Genomic DNA, 19179 nt, shown 5'->3' with positions numbered 1-19179 from the left:
TCCTGGTCTGTTCTGGGGCCGGCGTCCGACGCGGTGCCGGCGGGGCTCGACCCATTCTGTCCAAGCCCCCGGCGCTGCCGCATGCGGGATGGCCCGCAGCGGTCGCCAAGGTGACTGGCGCCCGGAAGGGGCGGCCCACCCGCCGGGGCGATGCGGGGCGTGATGCCGGCGCGTATCAACGCGCCGATGTCCGACGCCAACCCCTTGGAGAACGCACTCGCCTGGTTCACCAGCGCGCCGGCGCGCTGGCGCAGCGACGCCGAGGCGGTGGCCGAATGGGTGTGGGTGGTGCTGCAGGGCGACTTCGCCGACAACCCGACGACGGCGCAGACGGTCACCGGCGGCCTGATCTCGATGATCCCGCTGGTCGACCAGCTCAGCGACCTGCGCGACCTGGTGGCCAATGTGCGGGCGCTGCGGGAGGACGAGAACGATCCGTGGCGTTGGGTGGCGCTGGCGTTGACGCTGGTCGGGTTGTTTCCGACGCTGGGCAGCCTGGTGAAGACCGGGTTGAAGGTCGTGGTCGCCGAAGCGCGGCGGGAGGTCTATCGGGCCGCCAAGGTGGCCTACAAGGGCCGGAACTGGCTCGAGGGCCAAAAGCTCTGGAACGAGACGGCCGAGTCCGTCGAGCGCGGTATCGCGCGGCTGGATGCGTTGCTGGCGAGTGCGCCGATGCGCAAGGCGCTGGCCGGGTTGCGCATCGACGAGCCGTATCGCCATCTGGCGACCGAGATCCGCGCGTCAGCGGCCTCGCTCGATGCCAAGAGCCTGCGTGCTGCCTACGACAGTGCGATCGACGCGCTGGAGTGGGTGCTGGGGCGCGTGCAGCGCTGGGGAACGGCGGCGAGTGCCAGTGCTGCCGGCGAACTGTTGGCTTCGCTCGGTCGCGTGCGAGATCGCTTGAACGACGGTCTTGCGCAGGTCTTGGAGCCCCTGCGATATTGGCTCGCCTGCTTGGCGCGGCGGCTGGAGGTGTGCGGGGACATGCAGTACCGGGCGATGGTGAATGCCCGGAATGGGCACAAGCTGGTTCCGACAAGACTGCGCCACGACATAGAGGTCGAGTCGATTCGCTTTCGCCCGCCGCCCTGGGTTCATGAGTCTAGGCGCGCGCGCCATCCGTCTCTGGCTGAAGCGCCGGCGGTGCCCCCCGGACACTTCGGGATTGGTGATGATGAGGCCTCGGTGGTGAAGGGGGCGTTCCAGAGTTTCTCGGAAAGAGTCGTCGCGGACAGGCTACCGCCCGGTGCGCGTTTGGTGCGTGTGGTTGACCCGAGGTCGCGTGATGACAGCCCATTTTGGATGGCTGAGGACGATTTTCGGGCGCTGAAGAGCAAGGGAGAGTGGCGGGAGAAGTGCGCCGTGTGGGCTCACTGGAACGGTAACGGTGAATACACCGTGTACGTTGTGCCGCCGGGCGGTGGCCTCCCTGTTTGGCGAGGCACTGCCGCGTCACAGCGATTGGAGGTTTCTGGGAAACCGGTCCTCAATGAATCTGGAGAGATGTTCTGGTTATCCGGCGGTGCGCAACAGTTCGTAGTGAATCCGGCGGATCTCGATTCAGCATTCTTGGAGCGCAGGAAAAGGACCGGGTGGAGTTATGCAAACGAGAGTGTGGATGATCTATTGATGCCGGTGGGTGTGCCGGTTCTAAAGAATCAATGGGGAAATGAACAGATATGACAGTCTCTTTTGATCCGTCTGAGCCTTTTCTGCTGCAGCGCTATGTTTCCTTGAGCTATTTTGGTTTGATGCGCGATCACTTTGCGGATTGTGTTAGTGCTGCAGAAAGTGCGCTCGATCAAATTCTTATGAGTCTTCCGCGGGACTACCGGAATCGCCCGGTTCATGCGCAGCCGGACATTGCGTGGGGTGCTGTTGTCATTCCAAATATGACAAGCGTTTTGGCGGGATTGAATGAGGCGTATATCCGTGTCTCGCACGGTCAGTTGGGCTTCCTTGCTTCTGCAGGTGGGCTATCGACCGTTTTTGTTTCCATAATGCGAGACTACGACACTCGCTGGATGCCGGGTCTTTATCTGGAACGGTTCGAGCAAGGGCGTCGAGAATCTTGGCGCATAGCCAGCAACATCGATCGCTCCTGCCAGTGCATTTGGGCGCCCGGTGACCTCAGCTGGGACTACAACGAGGAGGCTCGCGGTCCCCTCGACGCTCCGCCGTCCTGGCCCGTCTACCGCCCCAATCCCCAAGTACGAGTCAAGACCGGCGACAAGATCGTGGTCAGCGGCGTCTATCTGCCCGCCGAAGCCGGCTGCGCGCAGTTCCTGATCGCGGGTCAGGAAGCGCTCGGCGCCTTGCCTCCGGACGATCCGAACGACCTGCGGACGACCGACGAACGCGCCATCCCCACCACCTGGACCCTCGTCGAGAAGATCGCCGACTCCGGCGGTGGCATCCCCGGGGCGTCGGACCCCTGGCTCGCCGGCATCCGCGAGCGTTGCGTGGCGGGCGAGGCTTGCCCGCGCACCGGCTGGTGGACGACACCGGCGGCGCCGGCGCGGCGGCGTTTCGTCGCGGGCACGGTGATGCCCGAACTGGGCGGCGACTGGGGCACGACGGTCTGGCAGCTCGACCAGCCGGACTGAACCCCGGCCCGCCGCAGGACGCCCGGGCATGGCGTGCCGGAACCACACGCCGCAGACACACGCCGGAGACACGCGCCGCAGACACACGCCGCAGCCGCGCGCAGCAGGCTGCGCTACTGGGCCCCGCCCTCGTACCAGCGCGCCAGCAGCACACGCTCGTCGTCGCTGATGCCCGTCGCGTTGTTCAGCGGCATCGCCTTCAGCACCACCGCCTGCTGGTAGATCGCTTGCGCATGCTGGCGCACCAGCTCCGGCGTGTGCAGCGCGACGTTCTTCTGCTGCAGCTGCGCGTTGTGGCAGACCACGCAGCGCTGCTCGACGACCGCCTGCACCTGCGCCAGCGTCACCGGCGCGGCGCTGGCCGCCTGCGGTGCACGCGGCGCCGGCGCCAGCCAGACGATCAGCGCGGCGATCAGTGCGACACCGGCCGCCGCGTAGCCCCACGGCGGCTGCACGCCCTTCAATTTGGCCTTGTGGCGCGCGACGAAGAACTGGCGGATCGCCGCGCCGGCGGCCATCAGCACCACCAGCACCAGCCAGTTGTGCTCGCCCTGCGTCAACCAGCCGTAGTGGTTGGACAGCATCGCGATCAGCACCGGCAGCGTGAAGTAGGTGTTGTGCACGCTGCGCTGCTTGGCGCGCTGGCCGTGCACCGGGTCCACCGGCTGGCCGGCCTTCATCTGCGCGATGACGGTGCGCTGCCCCGGGATGATCCAGAAGAAGACGTTGGCGCTCATCGCCGTGGCCATCATCGCGCCGACCAGCAGGAAGGCCGCGCGCCCGGCGAACAGCTGGCAGGCCAGCCAGGCGGCGAAGACGACGACGACGGCGATCGCCGCGCCAACGAGCCGGTCGCCGCCGGCGCGTCGCCCCAGCGTGCGGCAGATCCCGTCGTAGACGATCCAGAACACCGCCAGGAAGGCCAGCGCCGCCGCCACCGCGGCACCGGGCGCCCAGTCCAGCCGCGTGCGGTCGACGAGAAAGGTGCCGGCCTGGAACAGGTAGAGCACGGTGAACAGCCCGAAACCGGTCAGCCAGGTGCTGTAGCTCTCCCAGTAGAACCAGTGCAGCTTGTCGGGCAGCGCCTTCGGCGCGACGAGGTACTTCTGCGGGTTGTAGAAGCCGCCGCCGTGCACCGCCCAGAGTTCGCCGTCGACACCCTTGCGCTTCAGCTCGGGGTCGGCGGGCGGCTCCAGGCTGCTGTCGAGGAAGACGAAATAGAACGACGAGCCGATCCAGGCGATCGCCGTGATGACGTGGGCCCAGCGCAGCAGCAGGTTGGCCCAGTCGAGAAGATAGGTTTCCATGGCAGGAATCGTCGCGAAGCGAGGGGCTCACCACGGCGGGCGCTCTGAGCCGGATCGTGTCGCGCCGAGGGCAGCCCGCAAGACCGGGCCGCCCGCCCACGGCGACTGCGGAAGACAGGTTAACGCGTCGGGTCTTGCAAGCGCCGTGCCCCGTTCACGAGCCGCGGTAGGTCGAGTGGCTCCACGGGCTGACGAGCAGCGGCACGTGGTAGTGGCCGGCGGCGTCGGCAATGCCGAAGTCGATGCTCACGGTGTCCAGGAACGGCGGCTCGGGCAGTTCGACGCCGCGTGCCCGGAAGTAGGGCGCCACCTCGAACAGCAGCCGGTAGCGCCCGGCGGCCATCTCCTGCGCCGCCAGCAGCGGGCCGTCGGCGCGGCCGTCGGCGTTCAGCGTCAGGCGCTTCAGCGTCGTCGCCGTGCCGCCGTCCAGGCGCTGCAGCGTCACCACCATGCCGGCCGCGGGGCAGCCGTGCGCGGTGTCGAGCACGTGGGTGCTGAGATGTCCCATGCGAGGTCCGTTCGTGTTGTCGACCAAAGTGTATACACTAATCGGCGACTCCCGCCACACCGATGCCGCGCCGCCCCGCCGACCCCCTGCCGCTCGCGCCCGACGAGGCGCCCAAGCGTGCGCCCGGCGCCGGCGCGACGACGCAGCAGATCGTCGACACGATCACCACCGCCATCGTCGAGCGCCGGCTGATGCCCGGCACCAAGCTCGCCGAGCAGGCGGTGGCCGACCTCTTCGGCGTCTCGCGCACGCTGGTGCGCGAGGCGCTCAACCGCCTGAGCCGCGACCGCCTGGTGACGCTGGAGCCCGGCCGCGGCGCCTTCGTCGCCCGCCCCAGCGTCGACGAAGCGCGCCAGGTCTTCGACGCCCGCCGCCTGCTGGAGACCGGCATGGTGCGCGAGCTCTGCGCGCGGGCCGAGCCGGCCCACGTCCTGCGCCTGCGTGCCCACCTCGCCGCCGAGGCCGACGCCGTGCGCCGGCATGACGTCGCCGGCCGCACGCGGCTGCTGGCGCAGTTCCACGTCGTGCTCGCCGAGTGCCTGGGCAACGCCGTGCTCGCCGAGCTGCTGGCCGACCTGCTGAGCCGCTGCTCGCTGATCGCGCTGATGTACCAGTCGGCCGACGCCGCCGGCCATTCGCAGGACGAGCACGTGCTGATCGTCGACGCCATCGAGCGCCGCGACGCCGCCGCCGCCGCGCGCCTGATGGCCGAGCACCTGGGCAACGTCGTCGGCAACCTGCAACGCCAACCGAGAGTCGGCGACCTCGCCGACCTGCTGAGACCCGCCGCATGAGCACACCTTACGCACGCGACCTGCGCGGCCACGGCCGCAACCCCCCGCACGCCCGCTGGCCGGGCGGCGCGCGCATCGCCGTCTCCTTCGTGCTGAACTACGAGGAAGGCGGCGAGAACAACCCGCTGCACGGCGACCCGGCGAGCGAGACCTTTCTCTCCGAGCTGATCAACGCCCAGCCCTTCCCGAACCGGCACATGACGATCGAGTCGATGTACGAGTACGGGTCGCGTGCCGGCGTCTGGCGCATCCTGCGCGAGTTCGACCGTCGCGGGTTGCCGCTGACGATCTTCGGCGTCGCCGACGCGCTGGAGCGCTACCCCGAGATGGCCCGGGTCTTCCTGGACCGTGGCGACGAGATCGCCAGCCACGGCCTGCGCTGGATCCACTACCAGGCGGTCGACGAGGCGGTCGAACGCGAGCACCTCGCGCTGGCGGTGCAGAAGATCCGCCGCCTGACGAACGGCCAGTGGCCGCTGGGCTGGTACACCGGCCGCGACAGCCCCAACACACGCCGCCTCGTCGCCGACCACGGCGGCTTCGCCTACGACAGCGACTACTACGGCGACGACCTGCCGTTCTGGCTCAACGTGCGCAAGAGCGACGGCGGCCTGGCGCCGCAGCTCGTCGTGCCGTACTCGCTGGACACCAACGACATGCGCTGCGTGCAGGTGCAGGGCTTCAACACCGCCGAGCACTTCACCACCTACCTGCGCGACAGCTTCGACGCGCTGTACGCCGAAGGCGACCCGGCGGGCCTGGACCGGCCGAAGATGATGAGCATCGGCATGCACTGCCGCGTGCTCGGCCGGCCGGCGCGCATCGCGGCGCTGCAGCGTTTCCTCGACCACATCGGCCGCCACGACGGCGTCTGGGTCTGCCGCCGCATCGACATCGCGCGCCATTGGGCCGAACACCACCCGTTCGACGCGTCCACCGCCCACGTCTGGGACGGCCGATGACGACGCTGGCCGCACTCAACGCCGCATCGCGTGACGAGTTCGTCGCGCTGCTCGACGGTGTCTACGAACACTCGCCGTGGATCGCCGCGGTGGCCTGGGAGGCGAGGCCGTTCGCCACGCTCGCCGCGCTGAAACACGCGCTGATCCAGGCCGTGCGCGCCGGTGGCCGTGATGCGCAACTGGCGCTGCTGCGCGCCCACCCGGAACTCGCCGGCAAGGCGATGGTCGCCGGCACGCTGACCGCCGAGAGCAGCGGCGAGCAGCAGCGCGCCGGCCTCACCGCCTGCACGCCCGAGGAGTTCGCGACCATCCAGCGCCTGAACGCGGCCTACAACGCGCGATTCGGCTGGCCGTTCATCGTCGCGGTGCGCGGGCCACGCGGCAGCGGGCTCACGCGCGGCGAGATCATCGCGACGCTGCAGCGCCGGCTGGCTTCGCACCCCGACGTCGAGTTCGCCGAGGGCCTGCGCCAGGTGCACCGCATCGCCGAGGTCCGCCTCGCCGAGAAGCTGGCCGCGCCGCCGCTGCGTGGCCGCGCCGTCTGGGACCGCGCCGCGGCGCTGGCCGCGTTCAGCGAGCCGCCGTACGCCGAGCGTGGCGAGCTGACCGTCACCTACCTCAGCGCCGCGCACCGCGACTGCGCGCGCTTGCTCGCCCGCTGGATGCACGAGTGCGGCTTCGACTCGGTGCGTGAAGACGCGGTCGGCAACGTCGTCGGCGTCTACGACGGCGCCACGCCCGACGCGCCGCGGCTGCTGACCGGCAGCCACTACGACACCGTGCGCAACGCCGGCCGCCACGACGGCCGGCTGGGCATCCTCGTCGCGCTCGAAGCCGTCGCCGCGCTGAAGGCCCAAGGCCGGCGGCTGCCGTTCGCGATCGAGCTCGTCGCCTTCGCCGAAGAGGAGGGCCAGCGCTACGCCGCCACCTTCCTCGGCTCCAGCGCGCTCACCGGCGACTTCGACCCCGCCTGGCTGGACCAGGCCGACGCCGCCGGCATCACGATGCGCGAGGCGATGCGCGCCGCCGGCCTGCCGGCGACGATGGACGCCATCGCCGCCGAACGCCGCGACCCGGCGCGTTACCTCGGCTTCGTCGAGGTCCACATCGAACAAGGCCCGGTGCTCGCCGAGCTCGACCTGCCGCTGGGCGTCGTCACGTCGATCAACGGCAGCCGGCGCTGGACCGGGCAGATCACCGGTCTGGCCAGCCACGCCGGCACGACGCCGATGGACCGCCGCCGCGACGCCGCCGCCGCCGCCGCCGAGTTCGTGCTCGCTGCCGAACGCCGCGCCGCCGCCGTGCCCGACGCGGTGGCCACCGTCGGCATCGTCGAGGTGCCCGGCGGCTCGATCAACGTCGTGCCCGGGCGCTGCCGCATCAGCCTGGACGTGCGCGCGACGACCGACGCCGCGCGCGACGCGGTGGCCGACGCGGTCCTCGCCGACCTGGCCGAGATCGCGTTCCGCCGTGGCGTCGACTGCACGCTGACGCCGACGATGCAGGCCCCGGCCGCGCCCAGTTCGCCGGCCTGGCAAGCGCGCTGGGAAGCCGCCGTCGCCGCGCTCGGCCTGCCGGTGCAGCGCCTGCCCAGCGGCGCCGGCCACGACGCGATGACGCTGCACCGGCTGATGCCGCAGGCCATGCTCTTCGTGCGCGGCGGCGAACTCGGCATCAGCCACAACCCGCTCGAAACCGTGACCGACGACGACGCCGAACTCGCCGTCGCCGCCTTCGCCACCTTGCTCGACCAACTCGCCCGCGAATGACCTCCACCGCCTACGCCGCGCTCGACGCCTGGATCGACGCCCACTTCGACGACGAAGTGGCCTTCCTGCAGCAACTGGTGCGCGTGCCCACCGACACGCCGCCGGGCGACAACGCGCCGCACGCCGAACGCACCGCCGAGCTGCTCGCCGCCTTCGGCTACGAAGCCGAGGCCCACCCGGTGCCGGCCGAGCAGGTGCAGGCCTGCGGCCTGCAGTCGATCACCAACCTGATCGTGCGCCGGCGTTTCGCCGCCGGCGGCCCGACGATCGCGCTCAACGCGCACGGCGACGTCGTGCCGCCGGGTGAAGGCTGGACGCAGGACCCGTACGGCGGTGCCGTCGTCGGCGGCCGGCTCTACGGCCGCGCGTCGGCGGTCAGCAAGAGCGACTTCGCCACCTACACCTTCGCGCTGCGCGCGCTGGAGTCGCTGGGCGGGCCGCTGGCCGGCGCGGTGGAGCTGCACTTCACCTACGACGAGGAGTTCGGCGGTGAACTCGGCCCCGGCTGGCTGCTGCAGCACGAGCTGACGAAACCCGACCTGCTGATCGCCGCCGGCTTCAGCCACCAGGTCGTCACCGCGCACAACGGCTGCCTGCAGCTGGAGGTGACGCTGCACGGCCTGGCCTCGCACGCCGCCTACCCGCAGACCGGCGTCGACGCGCTGCAGGCGGCGACCCGGCTGCTGGCCGCGCTCTACGCCCACAACGACGTGCTGCGCGGCCGCCGCTCGCAGGTCGCCGGCATCACGCACCCGTACCTCAACGTCGGCCGCATCGAAGGCGGCAGCAACACCAACGTCGTGCCCGGCAAGGTGGTGCTCAAGCTCGACCGCCGCATGATCCCCGAGGAAGACGCCGCCGAGGTCGAGGCCGAGGTGCGCGCGCTGATCGAAGCCGCGGTGGCCGCGTCGCCGGGCGTGCGCGTCGAGATCCGCCGCATCCTGCTGGCCCAGGCGCTGAAGCCCCAGGCCGGCAACGGCGCGCTGGTGGCCGCGCTGCAGCGCCATGCGCAAGACGTGTTCGGCCACCCGGTCGAGGTCTCGGGCACGCCGCTGTACACCGACGTGCGCCTGTACGGTGCACGCGGCGTGCCGGCCGTCATCTACGGCGCCGGCCCGCGCACCGTGCTGGAGAGCAACGCCAAACGCGCCGACGAGCACCTCGAGCTGGCCGACCTGCGCGGCGCCACGCGGGTCGTCGCACGCACCTTGTTCGACCTGCTGTCCGCGCCGGTGCACCGCGGCGGCGCATAGCGGCGGCGCCGGCACGCGGCGGGGTCGTCGCGGGTGAGCACGGAACTTGCCTTTTGCATACAGAAGTTCCCGTTCACGTCCTCCAGGAGCCCGCCCGACATGACCTCGTTCCCGCTGAAGCGCCGCACCCTCCTCGCCGCCGGCGCGCTGCTCGCCGCGCCCGCGCTGGCCCTCGCCCAGGCCGCCACGCCGATCAAATTCCAGCTCGACTGGCGCTTCGAAGGCCCGGCGGCGCTGTTCCTGGCCTCGCAGGCCAAGGGCTACTACAAGGCCGCCGGCCTGGACGTGAGCATCGACGCCGGCAACGGCTCGGGCGGCACCGTCACGCGCGTGGCCTCCGGCACCTACGACATGGGCTTCGCCGACATGGCGGCGCTGATGGAGTTCCACGCCAACAACCCCGACGCGGCGAACAAGCCGGTCGCGGTGATGATGGTCTACAACAACACGCCGGCCGCGGTGCTGGCGCTGAAGAAGAGCGGCATCGGCAAGCCCGCCGACCTCGCCGGCAAGAAGCTCGGCGCCCCGGTGTTCGACGCCGGCCGCCGCGGCTGGCCGATCTTCGCGAAGGCCAACGGCGTCGCCAACGTCACCTGGGTCAGCATGGACCCGCCGCTGCGCGAGACGATGCTCGCGCGCGGCGATGTCGACGCGATCACCGGCTTCTCGTTCACCTCGCTGCTCAACCTCGAGGCGCGCGGCGTCAAGACGCAGGACATCGTCGTGCTGCCCTACGCCCAGCACGGCGTGAAGCTCTACGGCAACGTCATCATCGCCAGCCCCAAGCTGCTGAAGGAGAACCCGGCGGCGGTGAAGGCCTTCCTGTCGGCCTTCGCCAAGGGCGCCAAGGAGGTGATCGCCAACCCCGACGCCTCGATCCAGTACGTCAAGGCGCGTGACGGCATCATCAACGTCGCGCTCGAGCAGCGCCGGCTGAAGATGGCGATCGACTCGGTCGTCGCCAGCCCCGACGCCCGTGCCGAAGGTTTCGGCCAGGCCGTGCCGGGCCGTCTGGCGCTGATGGCCTCGCAGGTGTCCGACGCCTTCGCGACGAAGACGCGGGTCGACGCCTCCGCCGTCTGGACCGACGCCTACCTGCCGGCCAAGGCCGAGCTCAACATCCTCCCGCCGGTCAAGAAGTGAGCGCCTTCGTCGACTTCCGCGAGGTCTGGCTCGCGTACAACGACGAGCTGCTGGCCCAGGGCCAGTTCGCCGTCGAGGACATCACGCTGCAGGTCGACGAAGGCGAGTTCATCGCCATCGTCGGGCCGTCGGGCTGCGGCAAGTCGACGTTCATGAAGCTGGCGACGGGCCTGAGGCGGCCCAGCCGCGGCACGGTCATCATCGGCGGGCGCGAGGTCGACGGCCCGCTGAAGATCACCGGCATGGCCTTCCAGGCGCCCAGCCTGCTGCCCTGGCGCACGACGCTGGCCAACGTGCTGCTGCCGCTGGAGATCGTCGAGCCCTACCGCAGCAGCTTCCGCGCGAAGAAGGCCGAGTACGTCGAGAAGGCGCGCAGGTTGCTGGCCAGCGTCGGCCTCGCCGGCTACGAGGACAAGTACCCGTGGCAGCTCTCCGGCGGCATGCAGCAGCGCGCCAGCATCTGCCGCGCGCTGATCCACGAGCCGAAGATGCTGCTGCTCGACGAGCCCTTCGGCGCGCTCGACGCGTTCACGCGCGAGGAGCTGTGGTGCACGCTGCGCGACCTGCAGGCGGCGCAGAAGTTCAACGTCATCCTCGTCACGCACGACCTGCGCGAGAGCGTGTTCCTCGCCGACACCGTCTACGTGATGAGCAAGAGCCCGGGGCGTTTCGTCGTGCGGCGCGAGATCGACCTGCCGCGCCCGCGCGACCTGGAAGTGACCTACACGCCCGAGTTCACCGAGATCGTGCACGAGCTGCGCGGCCACATCGGTGCGATCCGCAAGAGCGGCGTCGCCGTCCCGCAGTGAAGCCCTGAGGTGCACATGAAACTGGGCAAGAACTTCGAACGCTGGGCTCCCTGGGGCCTGCTGGCGCTGCTGCTGCTGCTGTGGGAGCTGTTCGTCGCCGGCTTCGACATCCCCGAGTTCATCTTCCCGAGCCCGATCCAGATCGGCCGCGAGTTCGTCGAGTTCGGCGGCCCGCTGCTCGAGGCCGCCTGGAAGACCTTCTGGGTGACGATGCTCGGCTTCGCGCTGGCCATCGTCGTCGGCGTGATGCTCGGCTTCCTGGTCGGCAGCTCGCGCGCCGCCTACGCCGCGCTGTATCCGCTGCTGGTCGGCTTCAACGCCGTGCCCAAGGCGGCCATCGTGCCGATCCTCGTCGTCTGGTTCGGCATCGGCCTGGGGCCGGGCATCCTGACGGCCTTCCTGATCTCGTTCTTCCCGATCACGGTGAACATCGCCACCGGCCTGGCGACGCTGGAGCCGGAGCTGGAGGACGTGCTGCGGGTGCTGGGCGCCAGACGCTGGGACGTGCTCGTCAAGGTCGGCCTGCCGCGTTCGCTGCCGTACTTCTACGGCTCGCTGAAGATCGCGATCACGCTGGCCTTCGTCGGCACCGTGCTCGCCGAGATGACGGCCGGCGACTCCGGCATCGGCTACCTGATGCAGACCGCCGGCAGCCAGCAGCGCATGCCGCTGGCCTTCGCCGGGCTGGTGACGATCGGCGCGATGGCGATGGTCATGTACGAGCTGTTCTCGTGGATCGAGAAGCGCACGACGAGCTGGGCCCACCGCGGCTCGCAGAACCACTGAGCCCGGCGTGAGGGCGCCGTCGCTAGCATCGCCGGCATGACGACGCCTGCGCCCGACCGCCTGCTCGCCTGGCTGCGCCGGGCCAACGAGGTCGCCGCGCGGGCGCTGGCCGAAGGCCGGCACCCGTTCGGCGCCGTGCTCGTCGGCCCCGACGGCGACACCGTGCTGCTGGAGCAGGGCAACGTCAGCGCCGTCGAACACGCCGAGGCCGTGCTGGCGCGTGAAGCCGCGCGGCGCTGGGAGCCGACCTACCTGGCGGGCTGCACGCTGGTGACGACCGTCGAGCCCTGCGCGATGTGCGCCGGCACCCAGTACTGGGCCGGCATCGGCCGGCTGGTCTACGGCATGGAAGAGCGCGAGCTGCTGGCGCTGACCGGCGCCCACCCCGAGAACCCGACGCTGGACCTGCCCTGCCGCGAGGTCTTCGCACGCGGGCAGCGTGACATCGAGGTCATCGGCCCGGTGCCGGCCGCAGTTCCGGAGATCGCGGCGCTGCACCGGGACTTCTGGCGGCGGGCTTAGGCGCCGCACCGGGCGCCAGCAGCTCGGCGCGCACCGCGCCGTCCAGCGCCTCGACGACCAGCGCGCCGCGGCTGCCGGCCGGCAGCACGTGCTCGGCGCCGGCGGCCAGCACCTCGTCGTCGGCGCAGCCGCGGGCCGTCAGCCAGATCCGCCCCTGCAGCACACGCAGCCGGCGGCCGGCGGGGCCCGGCGGCAGCGTCAGCGCCTGGCCGGGAGCGAGGAGGAGGGCGGTGGTGTCCATGGCGCTGATGCTCGGGGCGCGGCCGGGTGGCCGCCAGCCACAGCGCGGCGCAGGCTTCACCGGCACAGATCGGCGCCGGCGTGCGGCTGTGCTGGCCTGTTCGGGCCGCGGCTGTACCGGTCCGCGGCCCCGCGCCGCGCCCACAATGGACGCATGCCCGCCACCGCAGCCGACGCCGCCCGCCCGCTGTACCGCCGCCTCGCCGACCACCTGGCCGGCGCCATCCGCGGCGGCACGCTGCCGGCCGGCGCGCGCCTGCCGTCGGTGCGCCAGGCGGCGCGCGAGCAGCTGGTGTCGGTGGCCACCGTGCTGCAGGCCTACCGTGCGCTGGAAGACGAACAGCTCGTGCAGGCGCGGCCCAAGTCGGGCTACTTCGTCGCCGCCGCGCCGCGTGGCATGCGCCTGGCCGAGCCCGGCACCTCGTCGCCGCCCGAAGCGCCGCTGGCGGTGGACATCGCCTCGCTGTACGAGCTGATGATCCAGATGCTGGGTGCGCCCGGCGTCGTCTCGCTGGGTGCCGCCTGCCCGGCGTCGGCGCTGTACCCGGGCGCACGCATCCGCCGCGCCGTCAGCCAGGCGGCGCTGCGCCACCGTGCGCTGCTGACGCACTATCCCGGCAGCTTCGGCGAGGAGACGCTGCGCCGCGCGATCGCGCGCCGTGCACTCGCGATGGGGCTGACGCTGGACGCCCGCGACATCGTCGCCACCGGCGGCTGCAACGAGGCCATCGCGCTGGGCCTGCGCGCCGTCACCCGGCCCGGCGACACCGTGGCGCTGGAGTCGCCCACCTCGTTCGGCTTTCTGCAGATCCTCGAGGCCCAGGGCCTGCGCGCGCTGGAGATCCCGACGCACCCGCGCCACGGCCTGTCGGTGGACGCGCTGGCGCTGGCCTTGCAGACGCAGCCGGTGCGGGCGCTGCTGGCCGTGCCGACGCTGCAGAACCCGCTGGGCGCCTGCATGCCGGTGGGCGAGCGCCGGCGCCTGGCGCAACTGCTGGCGCGGCACCAGGTGCCGATGATCGAGGACGTGATCTACAACGACCTCGCCGAACGCGACGAACACCGCCGTGCGGTGAAGTCCTTCGACACCGATGGCCTGGTGATGGTCTGCGGCTCCTTCGCCAAGACCGTGGCGCCGGGGCTGCGTGTCGGCTGGATCGAGGCCGGGCGCTACGGCGCCGAGGTGCGGCGCATCAAGCCGGCCTTCGGCGGCGGCAACACCGGCATCGTCGAGATGGCGATGGCCGATCTGCTGAACCAGCCCGGCTACGAACCGGGGCTGCGCCGGCTGCGGCGGGCGCTGGGCCCGCGCATGGCCGAGGCGCGCGAGCTCGTCGCCGCGCACTTCCCGCGTGGCAGCCGCGTCACCGATCCGGCCGGCGGCATCATGCTGTGGGTCGAGATGCCGGCTGCAGTGGACTCGATCGAGCTCTTCCGCCGTGCGCTCGCCGCCGGCATCTGCATCGCGCCGGGCACGATGTTCAGCGCCAGCGACCGCTATCGCCACTGCCTGCGGCTGAGCCTGGGCGGCGACTGGGACGACAGCTACCGCGGCGCCATCACGCGTGTCGGTGCGCTGGCCTGCGCGCTGGCGGCCGAGGGCGCGCGCCCGGCCGCGCCGCGCGCCGCCAACGACGAGCCGCGCGCGGCCTGAGCGCCGCGCTCTCCTACACTCGGCCGTCCCCACTCACTCCCGGGCGCTGCGTGCCCGCCTCGCATGGGCTGGCACGGCCACCTCCGCATCGACTACCGCCGCGACGGCGAGCGCTGCATCGCGCTGGACCGCCACCACGGCCCGCTGCGTGTGCTGCAGCGGCTGTACCCCGAAGGCCCCGGCATCTGCCACCACGTGCTGGTGCACCCGCCCGGCGGCATCGTCGGTGGCGACGTGCTGGAGCTCGACGCGACGCTGGCCGAAGGCACGCACGCCGTGCTGACGACCCCCGGCGCGACACGCTTCTACCGCAGCGCCGGCGAGACCGCGCGCCAGCGCGTGAGCTTCGAGCTCGCCGTCGGCGCGCGCCTGGAATGGCTGCCGATGGAGACCATCGCCCACCGCGCCTGCCTGGCCGACAACGCCCTGAGCCTGCGCCTGGCGCCGGGCGCCGAGGCCATCGCCTGGGACCTGCTGGCGCTGGGCCTGCCGGCGGCCGGCGAGAGCTTCGACGCCGGGCGCTACGCCCAGCGTTGCGAGCTGCCAGGTGTCTGGCTGGATGCCGGCGTCGTGGCCGGCGACGACCGCGTGCTGCTCGACGGCCCCTGCGGCTTCGCCGGCCACCGTGTGCTGGGCACGCTGTTCTGCGCCGCCGGCGGCGCCGGCTTCGACGCCGCGCGGCGCACGGCGTTGGTCGAGGCCGCGCGCGAGGTGATCGACGGCGACGCGCTGGCCGCCACCGCCGGCGTCACGTCGCCGCACGCGCCGGTGGTCGTGGCGCGTGTGCTGGCCGACCGTGTCGAGCCGGCGATGGCGCTGGCCGTCAAGCTGCGTGCCGCCTGGCGGCGGGTGCTCTGGGGTCTGGCGCCGAACCCGCCGCGCATCTGGCGGACCTGAGGCGTCTCAAGTCAGCGCCGGCACCCCGTCCTCGGTCTCGCCGATGGCGGCCTCGCGCGTGCGTGTCGCGCGGCGCTTGAGCCACAGGTACAGCCCGCTGCCCAGCACGACGATGGTCGCGACGTCGAGCAGCGCCCAGAGGATCTTCATCGGCATGCCGGCGTAGTCGCCGAAGTGCAGCGGCTGCGAGATCAGCAGCGCCGTCAGGTACCAGGGCAGCGCGGGCGACGCGGTGACGGTGGCCGTGCGTGCGTCGACCAGCACCGGCTTCAGCAGCTTGGACGTCAGCGGCGTGTCGCCGCGCAGGAAGACGGTGACGTGGTGCGGGCTGGAGTAGGCCGTGCCCGGGAAGGCGAGGAAGGACACCTGCTGGCCCGGCGTGTGCGCCAGCGCCGCATTCAGCGCCTTCTGCACCGGGGCGCGTTCGGCCTCGGGCACCAGCGGCTGGCCGGCGTAGGGCGCCAGCAGCGCGCTCAGCTGCGAGTACTGCCAGTACTTCACCAGCGGGTCGGCCCAGGTGTTGATGACGCCGGTGAAGCCGACGACCGTGGCCCAGACCAGCGTCACGATGCCCAGCAGGTTGTGCAGGTCCAGCCACTTCAGCCGCGCCGAACGCTCGCGGCGCACGGTGCCGAAGTCCAGCCGGCGCATGAACGGCGCGTACAGCACCACGCCCGAGACGATGGCCACGACCATCAGCAGCCCCATGAAACCCAGGAACAGCATGCCCGGCAGGCCGGCGAACAGGTCGATGTGCAGGCGCTGCATCCAGTACATGAAGCCTTCGCCGGTCTTCGCGTCGCGCAGCACCTCGGCCGTGCGGGCGTCGACGGCGATCGACTTGTAGTCGTCGGTGGGCGCCGGCGTCGGCGTCAGCGTGAAGTGCCAGATGGCCGGCTCTTCCTCGTCGGGCGCGGCGTACTGCACGACACGCTGCGGGTACAGCGCGCGCGCCGAGGCGATCAGCTCGTCCAGCGGCCGTGCGGCCTGCGGTGCGGCCAGCACCGGCAGCTCGACCTCGTCGCCCGCCAGGTGCTCGATCTCGTGGTGGAAGATCAGCGGCAGCCCGGTCAGGCACAGCAGCAGCATGAACAGCGTGCTGACCAGGCTGGTCCAGGTGTGCACCCAACTCCAGGCGCGCAGCGAACGGGCCTTCATCGTGCCCCCCGCGCCAGCGAGAACCAGCCGCCCACGGCCACCGGCACCGCGAGCGCGAACCAGGCCCAGGCGTCGCCCCAGCCGTCGGAGACGAGCGCGCTCAGCAGGCCCGAGGTGGTGAGCAGGCCCAGGGCCAGCGGCCAGGCCCAGAGGCGGCGGAGTTCAGGCGACATGCGGTCTTTCGTGTGGCCGATACGACAGGACGGTTTGCGGATGTTAATGGAAACGAGAAGCATTATCATCCGCAGGAAGGACGCCGCCCGACCGACAGGCTCGGCGCCGGCCCGATCACCACCCCCAAGACTCGCATGACCCGCAAACTGATCCTGAGCGCCTGCGCGCTCGCCGTGTGCACGCTGGCCGCCCAGGCGCAGGCACAAGCCCAGGCCGATGCCCCGGCCGCGACCTCCACCACCGCCGCGGCCGACGACGGCGCAGAGAAGATCCTCGTCACCGCCAAGCGCGCCAAACGTGTGTCCAAGGGCGCCACCGGCCTGCCGATGGAGATCAAGGACACGCCGCAGACCATCAGCACCGTCGACCGCCAGGACATCGAGGACTTCGGCGTCACCGGCAGCAACGAAGCGCTGCGCCTGGGCACCGGCATCAACGTCGAGCAGTACGAGACCAACCGCGCCGCCTACAACTCGCGCGGCTTCGAGATCCAGCTGACGCAGATCGACGGCGTCGGCATGAGCAACGACTGGGGCACCGTCGTCGGCCAGCAGGACAGCTACCTGTTCGAGCGCATCGAGCTGATCCGCGGCGCCAACGGCCTGCTGACCGGCGTCGGCAACGCCTCGGGCACGATCAACTACGTGCGCAAGCGCCCCACCAACGAAGACGGCGGCGAGGCCAACGTCACCTGGGGCCCGTACGGCAGCCACCGCCTGGCGCTGGACTACAACAAGGTGCTCGCCGAGGACGGCTCGTGGGCCGGCCGCCTGGTCGTCGCGCGCGAGGACGAGGACTCCTTCCTGCGCGGCCTGCAGGACCTGCGCAGCAGCGTCTACGGCGTCGTCGACGGCCAGGTCGGCGAGCACGGCATGCTGACCTTCGGCTTCAGCCACCAGCGTTCGGACCAGGACTCGCCGATGTGGGGCTCGCTGACGCTGAACTACGCCGGCGGCGGCCAGGCCGAGTTCGACCGCTCGTCGTCGACCTCGCAGGAGTGGACCTACTGGGACAAGCGCACCAACAACGCCTTCGTCGAGTACCGCCACGAGCTGTCGCCCGACTGGGAGCTGAAGGCCACCTACAACTACCGCCGCAGCACCGAGCAGGCCAAGCTGCTGTACGCCTTCGTGCTGGGTGCCGGCCTGAACGCCGACAACACCGGCCTCGTCGGCTGGCCGTACTTCGCCGACGTCGAGACGACGAACCACCTGTTCGACCTGAACCTCAGCGGCGAGTTCGACGCCTTCGGCCGCCGCCACAGCCTGATCGCCGGCGTGAGCCGCTCGCGCCAGGAGACGCAGACCCTCACCCAGGGCTTCGACCCCGCCTACCTGTACCTGCCGTTCCCGGCCTTCCCGTACGGCGACGGCGTCTATCCGGAGCCCGAGTGGCTGGGGGTGCAGGACAAGCGTGACGGCGAGCAGACGCTGACGCGCCTGTACGCCGCGTCGCGGCTGGCGCTGACCGAGCGGCTGAAGGCCATCGTCGGCGTCAACGCGATCAAGCTGCAGCGCTCGGGTGCCAACCGCTACGGCAACACCGGTGCCGTCGGCGTGAGCTACCCGGACACCACCGAGACCAGCCCCTACGCCGGCCTGACCTACGACCTGACGCCCGACGTGCTGGGCTACGTGTCGTACTCCACCATCTTCCAGAACCAGGACCAGGCCGATTACTACGGCAACTACCTGGACCCGATGAAGGGCGTCAACACCGAAGCCGGCGTCAAGGCCGAGTGGCTGGACCGCAAGCTGCTGACCACCTTCGCCGTCTTCACCGCCGAGCAGAAGGGCCTGGCGACGGCGATGCCGACCAACAGCCCGGTGACGAACAAGGGCTGGTACGTGCCCAGGGACGTCAAGTCGCGCGGTTTCGAGGCCGAGGCCACCGGCCGCGTGGGCACCGACACCCGCCTGACGCTGGGCTTCACCCGCCTCAAGCTCACCGGCCCGGACGGCCACGACACCAGCCTGTGGGTGCCGCGCAGCACCGTGAACTTCCGCTTCGACACGCGCGTGGCGCCGCAGCTGCGCCTGGGCCTGGGCGGGCGCTGGCAGTCCGACGTCAGCAACGGCGCCGCGACCGTGCACCAGGGCTCGTACCTGCTGGCCAACGCCTTCGCCGCCTACGAGCTGACGCAGCGCACCACCGTGCGCCTGAACGTCGACAACGTCACCGACAAGAAGTACATCGGCGGCCTGTCCTACGGCGCGATCTACGGCGCGCCGCGGGAGGTGTCGGTGACGGTGAACTACAAGCTGTAAGGCGGCGGAGCCCGGTCGGCGCGCGCGGCGCGGGACGGCCGCAACCGCTGTTTAGTGCAAACGTACTTGCACTATCTGCTGCAGCCAAGGAAGTTCTGGCTGAAATGGGGCGCTGGACGAGCGCCCACCAACGCCCCGGGTGCTCCCCGGGGCGCTTCTATTTGTGGCCGCAAGACGGCCGGGCGACCGCAGTCTTGGGCTCCAGCCTTCGTCGCGTCGGGTTGAAGACCGCGTGCAAGGTGCCGCGCCTGGCTTGCGCGGCCACCGCCCCGCTGCCGCCCGCCGCGTCGATGTCCCGCGGGGCGCCAGGCGCAAGCTGACACCGGTAGC

The 19179-nt window shown here is 71.1% G+C and carries 18 protein-coding genes; 13 read left to right on the top strand and 5 right to left on the bottom strand.

What is annotated here, in order from left to right:
• Positions 1-186: 186 nt before the first annotated feature.
• Together LOC65_RS01330 and LOC65_RS01325 are read left to right on the top strand one after the other, a co-directional pair.
• The gene (locus tag LOC65_RS01330; protein ID WP_230246332.1) at positions 187-1683 is read left to right on the top strand and encodes a hypothetical protein; all 1497 of its coding nucleotides are present in this window, start codon (positions 187-189) and stop codon (positions 1681-1683) included.
• Positions 1680-2606, top strand: coding sequence for a hypothetical protein (locus LOC65_RS01325; RefSeq protein WP_230246331.1), 927 nt, complete (start codon positions 1680-1682; stop codon positions 2604-2606). The genes LOC65_RS01330 and LOC65_RS01325 overlap by 4 nt, the downstream gene beginning before the upstream one ends.
• Before the next feature lie 113 nt (positions 2607-2719).
• Here LOC65_RS01325 and LOC65_RS01320 read toward each other — a convergent pair whose 3' ends face one another.
• The gene (locus tag LOC65_RS01320; protein ID WP_230246330.1) at positions 2720-3913 is read right to left on the bottom strand and encodes a urate hydroxylase PuuD; all 1194 of its coding nucleotides are present in this window, start codon (positions 3911-3913) and stop codon (positions 2720-2722) included.
• Between the two features lie 154 nt (positions 3914-4067).
• A complete protein-coding gene (gene uraH / locus LOC65_RS01315) occupies positions 4068-4421 on the bottom strand; it encodes a hydroxyisourate hydrolase (RefSeq protein ID WP_230246329.1) in 354 nt (117 codons plus the stop codon).
• A 62-nt stretch (positions 4422-4483) separates the two neighbouring features.
• Here uraH and LOC65_RS01310 point away from each other — a divergent pair, with 62 nt between their 5' ends.
• From LOC65_RS01310 to LOC65_RS01275, 8 genes are all read left to right on the top strand, one after another.
• The gene (locus tag LOC65_RS01310; RefSeq protein WP_230246327.1) at positions 4484-5215 is read left to right on the top strand and encodes a GntR family transcriptional regulator; all 732 of its coding nucleotides are present in this window, start codon (positions 4484-4486) and stop codon (positions 5213-5215) included.
• Positions 5212-6177, top strand: a complete 966-nt coding sequence (gene puuE, locus LOC65_RS01305) for an allantoinase PuuE (protein ID WP_230246325.1) — start codon at positions 5212-5214, stop codon at positions 6175-6177. The genes LOC65_RS01310 and puuE overlap by 4 nt, the downstream gene beginning before the upstream one ends.
• Positions 6174-7946, top strand: coding sequence for a 2-oxo-4-hydroxy-4-carboxy-5-ureidoimidazoline decarboxylase (gene uraD / locus LOC65_RS01300; RefSeq protein WP_230246323.1), 1773 nt, complete (start codon positions 6174-6176; stop codon positions 7944-7946). The genes puuE and uraD overlap by 4 nt, the downstream gene beginning before the upstream one ends.
• Positions 7943-9199, top strand: coding sequence for a M20/M25/M40 family metallo-hydrolase (locus LOC65_RS01295; protein ID WP_230246322.1), 1257 nt, complete (start codon positions 7943-7945; stop codon positions 9197-9199). Before uraD ends, LOC65_RS01295 begins: the two co-directional genes overlap by 4 nt.
• 99 nt (positions 9200-9298) lie before the next feature.
• Positions 9299-10342: an ABC transporter substrate-binding protein gene (locus LOC65_RS01290; protein WP_230246321.1), complete on the top strand. Its 1044-nt coding sequence runs from the start codon at positions 9299-9301 to the stop codon at positions 10340-10342.
• Positions 10339-11151, top strand: coding sequence for an ABC transporter ATP-binding protein (locus LOC65_RS01285; protein ID WP_230246320.1), 813 nt, complete (start codon positions 10339-10341; stop codon positions 11149-11151). Before LOC65_RS01290 ends, LOC65_RS01285 begins: the two co-directional genes overlap by 4 nt.
• 15 nt (positions 11152-11166) lie before the next feature.
• The gene (locus tag LOC65_RS01280; RefSeq protein ID WP_009856066.1) at positions 11167-11937 is read left to right on the top strand and encodes an ABC transporter permease; all 771 of its coding nucleotides are present in this window, start codon (positions 11167-11169) and stop codon (positions 11935-11937) included.
• A gap of 36 nt (positions 11938-11973) precedes the next feature.
• Positions 11974-12459 carry a nucleoside deaminase gene (locus LOC65_RS01275; protein WP_230246319.1) on the top strand — a complete coding sequence of 162 codons (486 nt, stop codon included), beginning with the start codon at positions 11974-11976 and terminating at the stop codon, positions 12457-12459.
• On the opposite strand, the gene LOC65_RS01270 is transcribed toward LOC65_RS01275, so the two are convergent.
• A complete protein-coding gene (locus LOC65_RS01270; RefSeq protein ID WP_230246318.1) occupies positions 12389-12700 on the bottom strand; it encodes a DUF2917 domain-containing protein in 312 nt (103 codons plus the stop codon). The two genes, LOC65_RS01275 and LOC65_RS01270, sit on opposite strands and share 71 nt — an antisense overlap.
• Positions 12701-12853: 153 nt before the next feature.
• On the opposite strand from LOC65_RS01270, the gene LOC65_RS01265 reads away from it, so the two are divergent.
• Both LOC65_RS01265 and LOC65_RS01260 read left to right on the top strand, forming a co-directional pair.
• The gene (locus tag LOC65_RS01265) at positions 12854-14353 is read left to right on the top strand and encodes a PLP-dependent aminotransferase family protein (RefSeq protein ID WP_009856069.1); all 1500 of its coding nucleotides are present in this window, start codon (positions 12854-12856) and stop codon (positions 14351-14353) included.
• Between the two features lie 63 nt (positions 14354-14416).
• The gene (locus LOC65_RS01260) at positions 14417-15250 is read left to right on the top strand and encodes an urease accessory protein UreD (protein WP_230246316.1); all 834 of its coding nucleotides are present in this window, start codon (positions 14417-14419) and stop codon (positions 15248-15250) included.
• 6 nt (positions 15251-15256) lie between these two features.
• Here the strand turns inward: LOC65_RS01260 and LOC65_RS01255 are convergent, their stop codons facing one another.
• Complete coding sequence (locus tag LOC65_RS01255) at positions 15257-16408, bottom strand: PepSY domain-containing protein (protein ID WP_230246315.1); 1152 nt, start codon at positions 16406-16408, stop codon at positions 15257-15259.
• Positions 16405-16581, bottom strand: coding sequence for a hypothetical protein (locus LOC65_RS01250; RefSeq protein WP_009856072.1), 177 nt, complete (start codon positions 16579-16581; stop codon positions 16405-16407). Before LOC65_RS01250 ends, LOC65_RS01255 begins: the two co-directional genes overlap by 4 nt.
• Before the next feature lie 135 nt (positions 16582-16716).
• On the opposite strand from LOC65_RS01250, the gene LOC65_RS01245 reads away from it, so the two are divergent.
• Entirely contained in the window at positions 16717-18849 is a 2133-nt protein-coding gene (locus LOC65_RS01245; protein WP_230246314.1) for a TonB-dependent siderophore receptor, read from the top strand.
• The last annotated feature ends 330 nt before the right edge of the window (positions 18850-19179 follow it).

The organism is Rubrivivax sp. JA1055 (assembly GCF_020966565.1).
In the GTDB taxonomy this organism is placed as follows: Bacteria; Pseudomonadota; Gammaproteobacteria; order Burkholderiales; family Burkholderiaceae_C; genus Rubrivivax; species Rubrivivax benzoatilyticus.
This window is presented reverse-complemented; position numbering and strand designations above follow the sequence as displayed.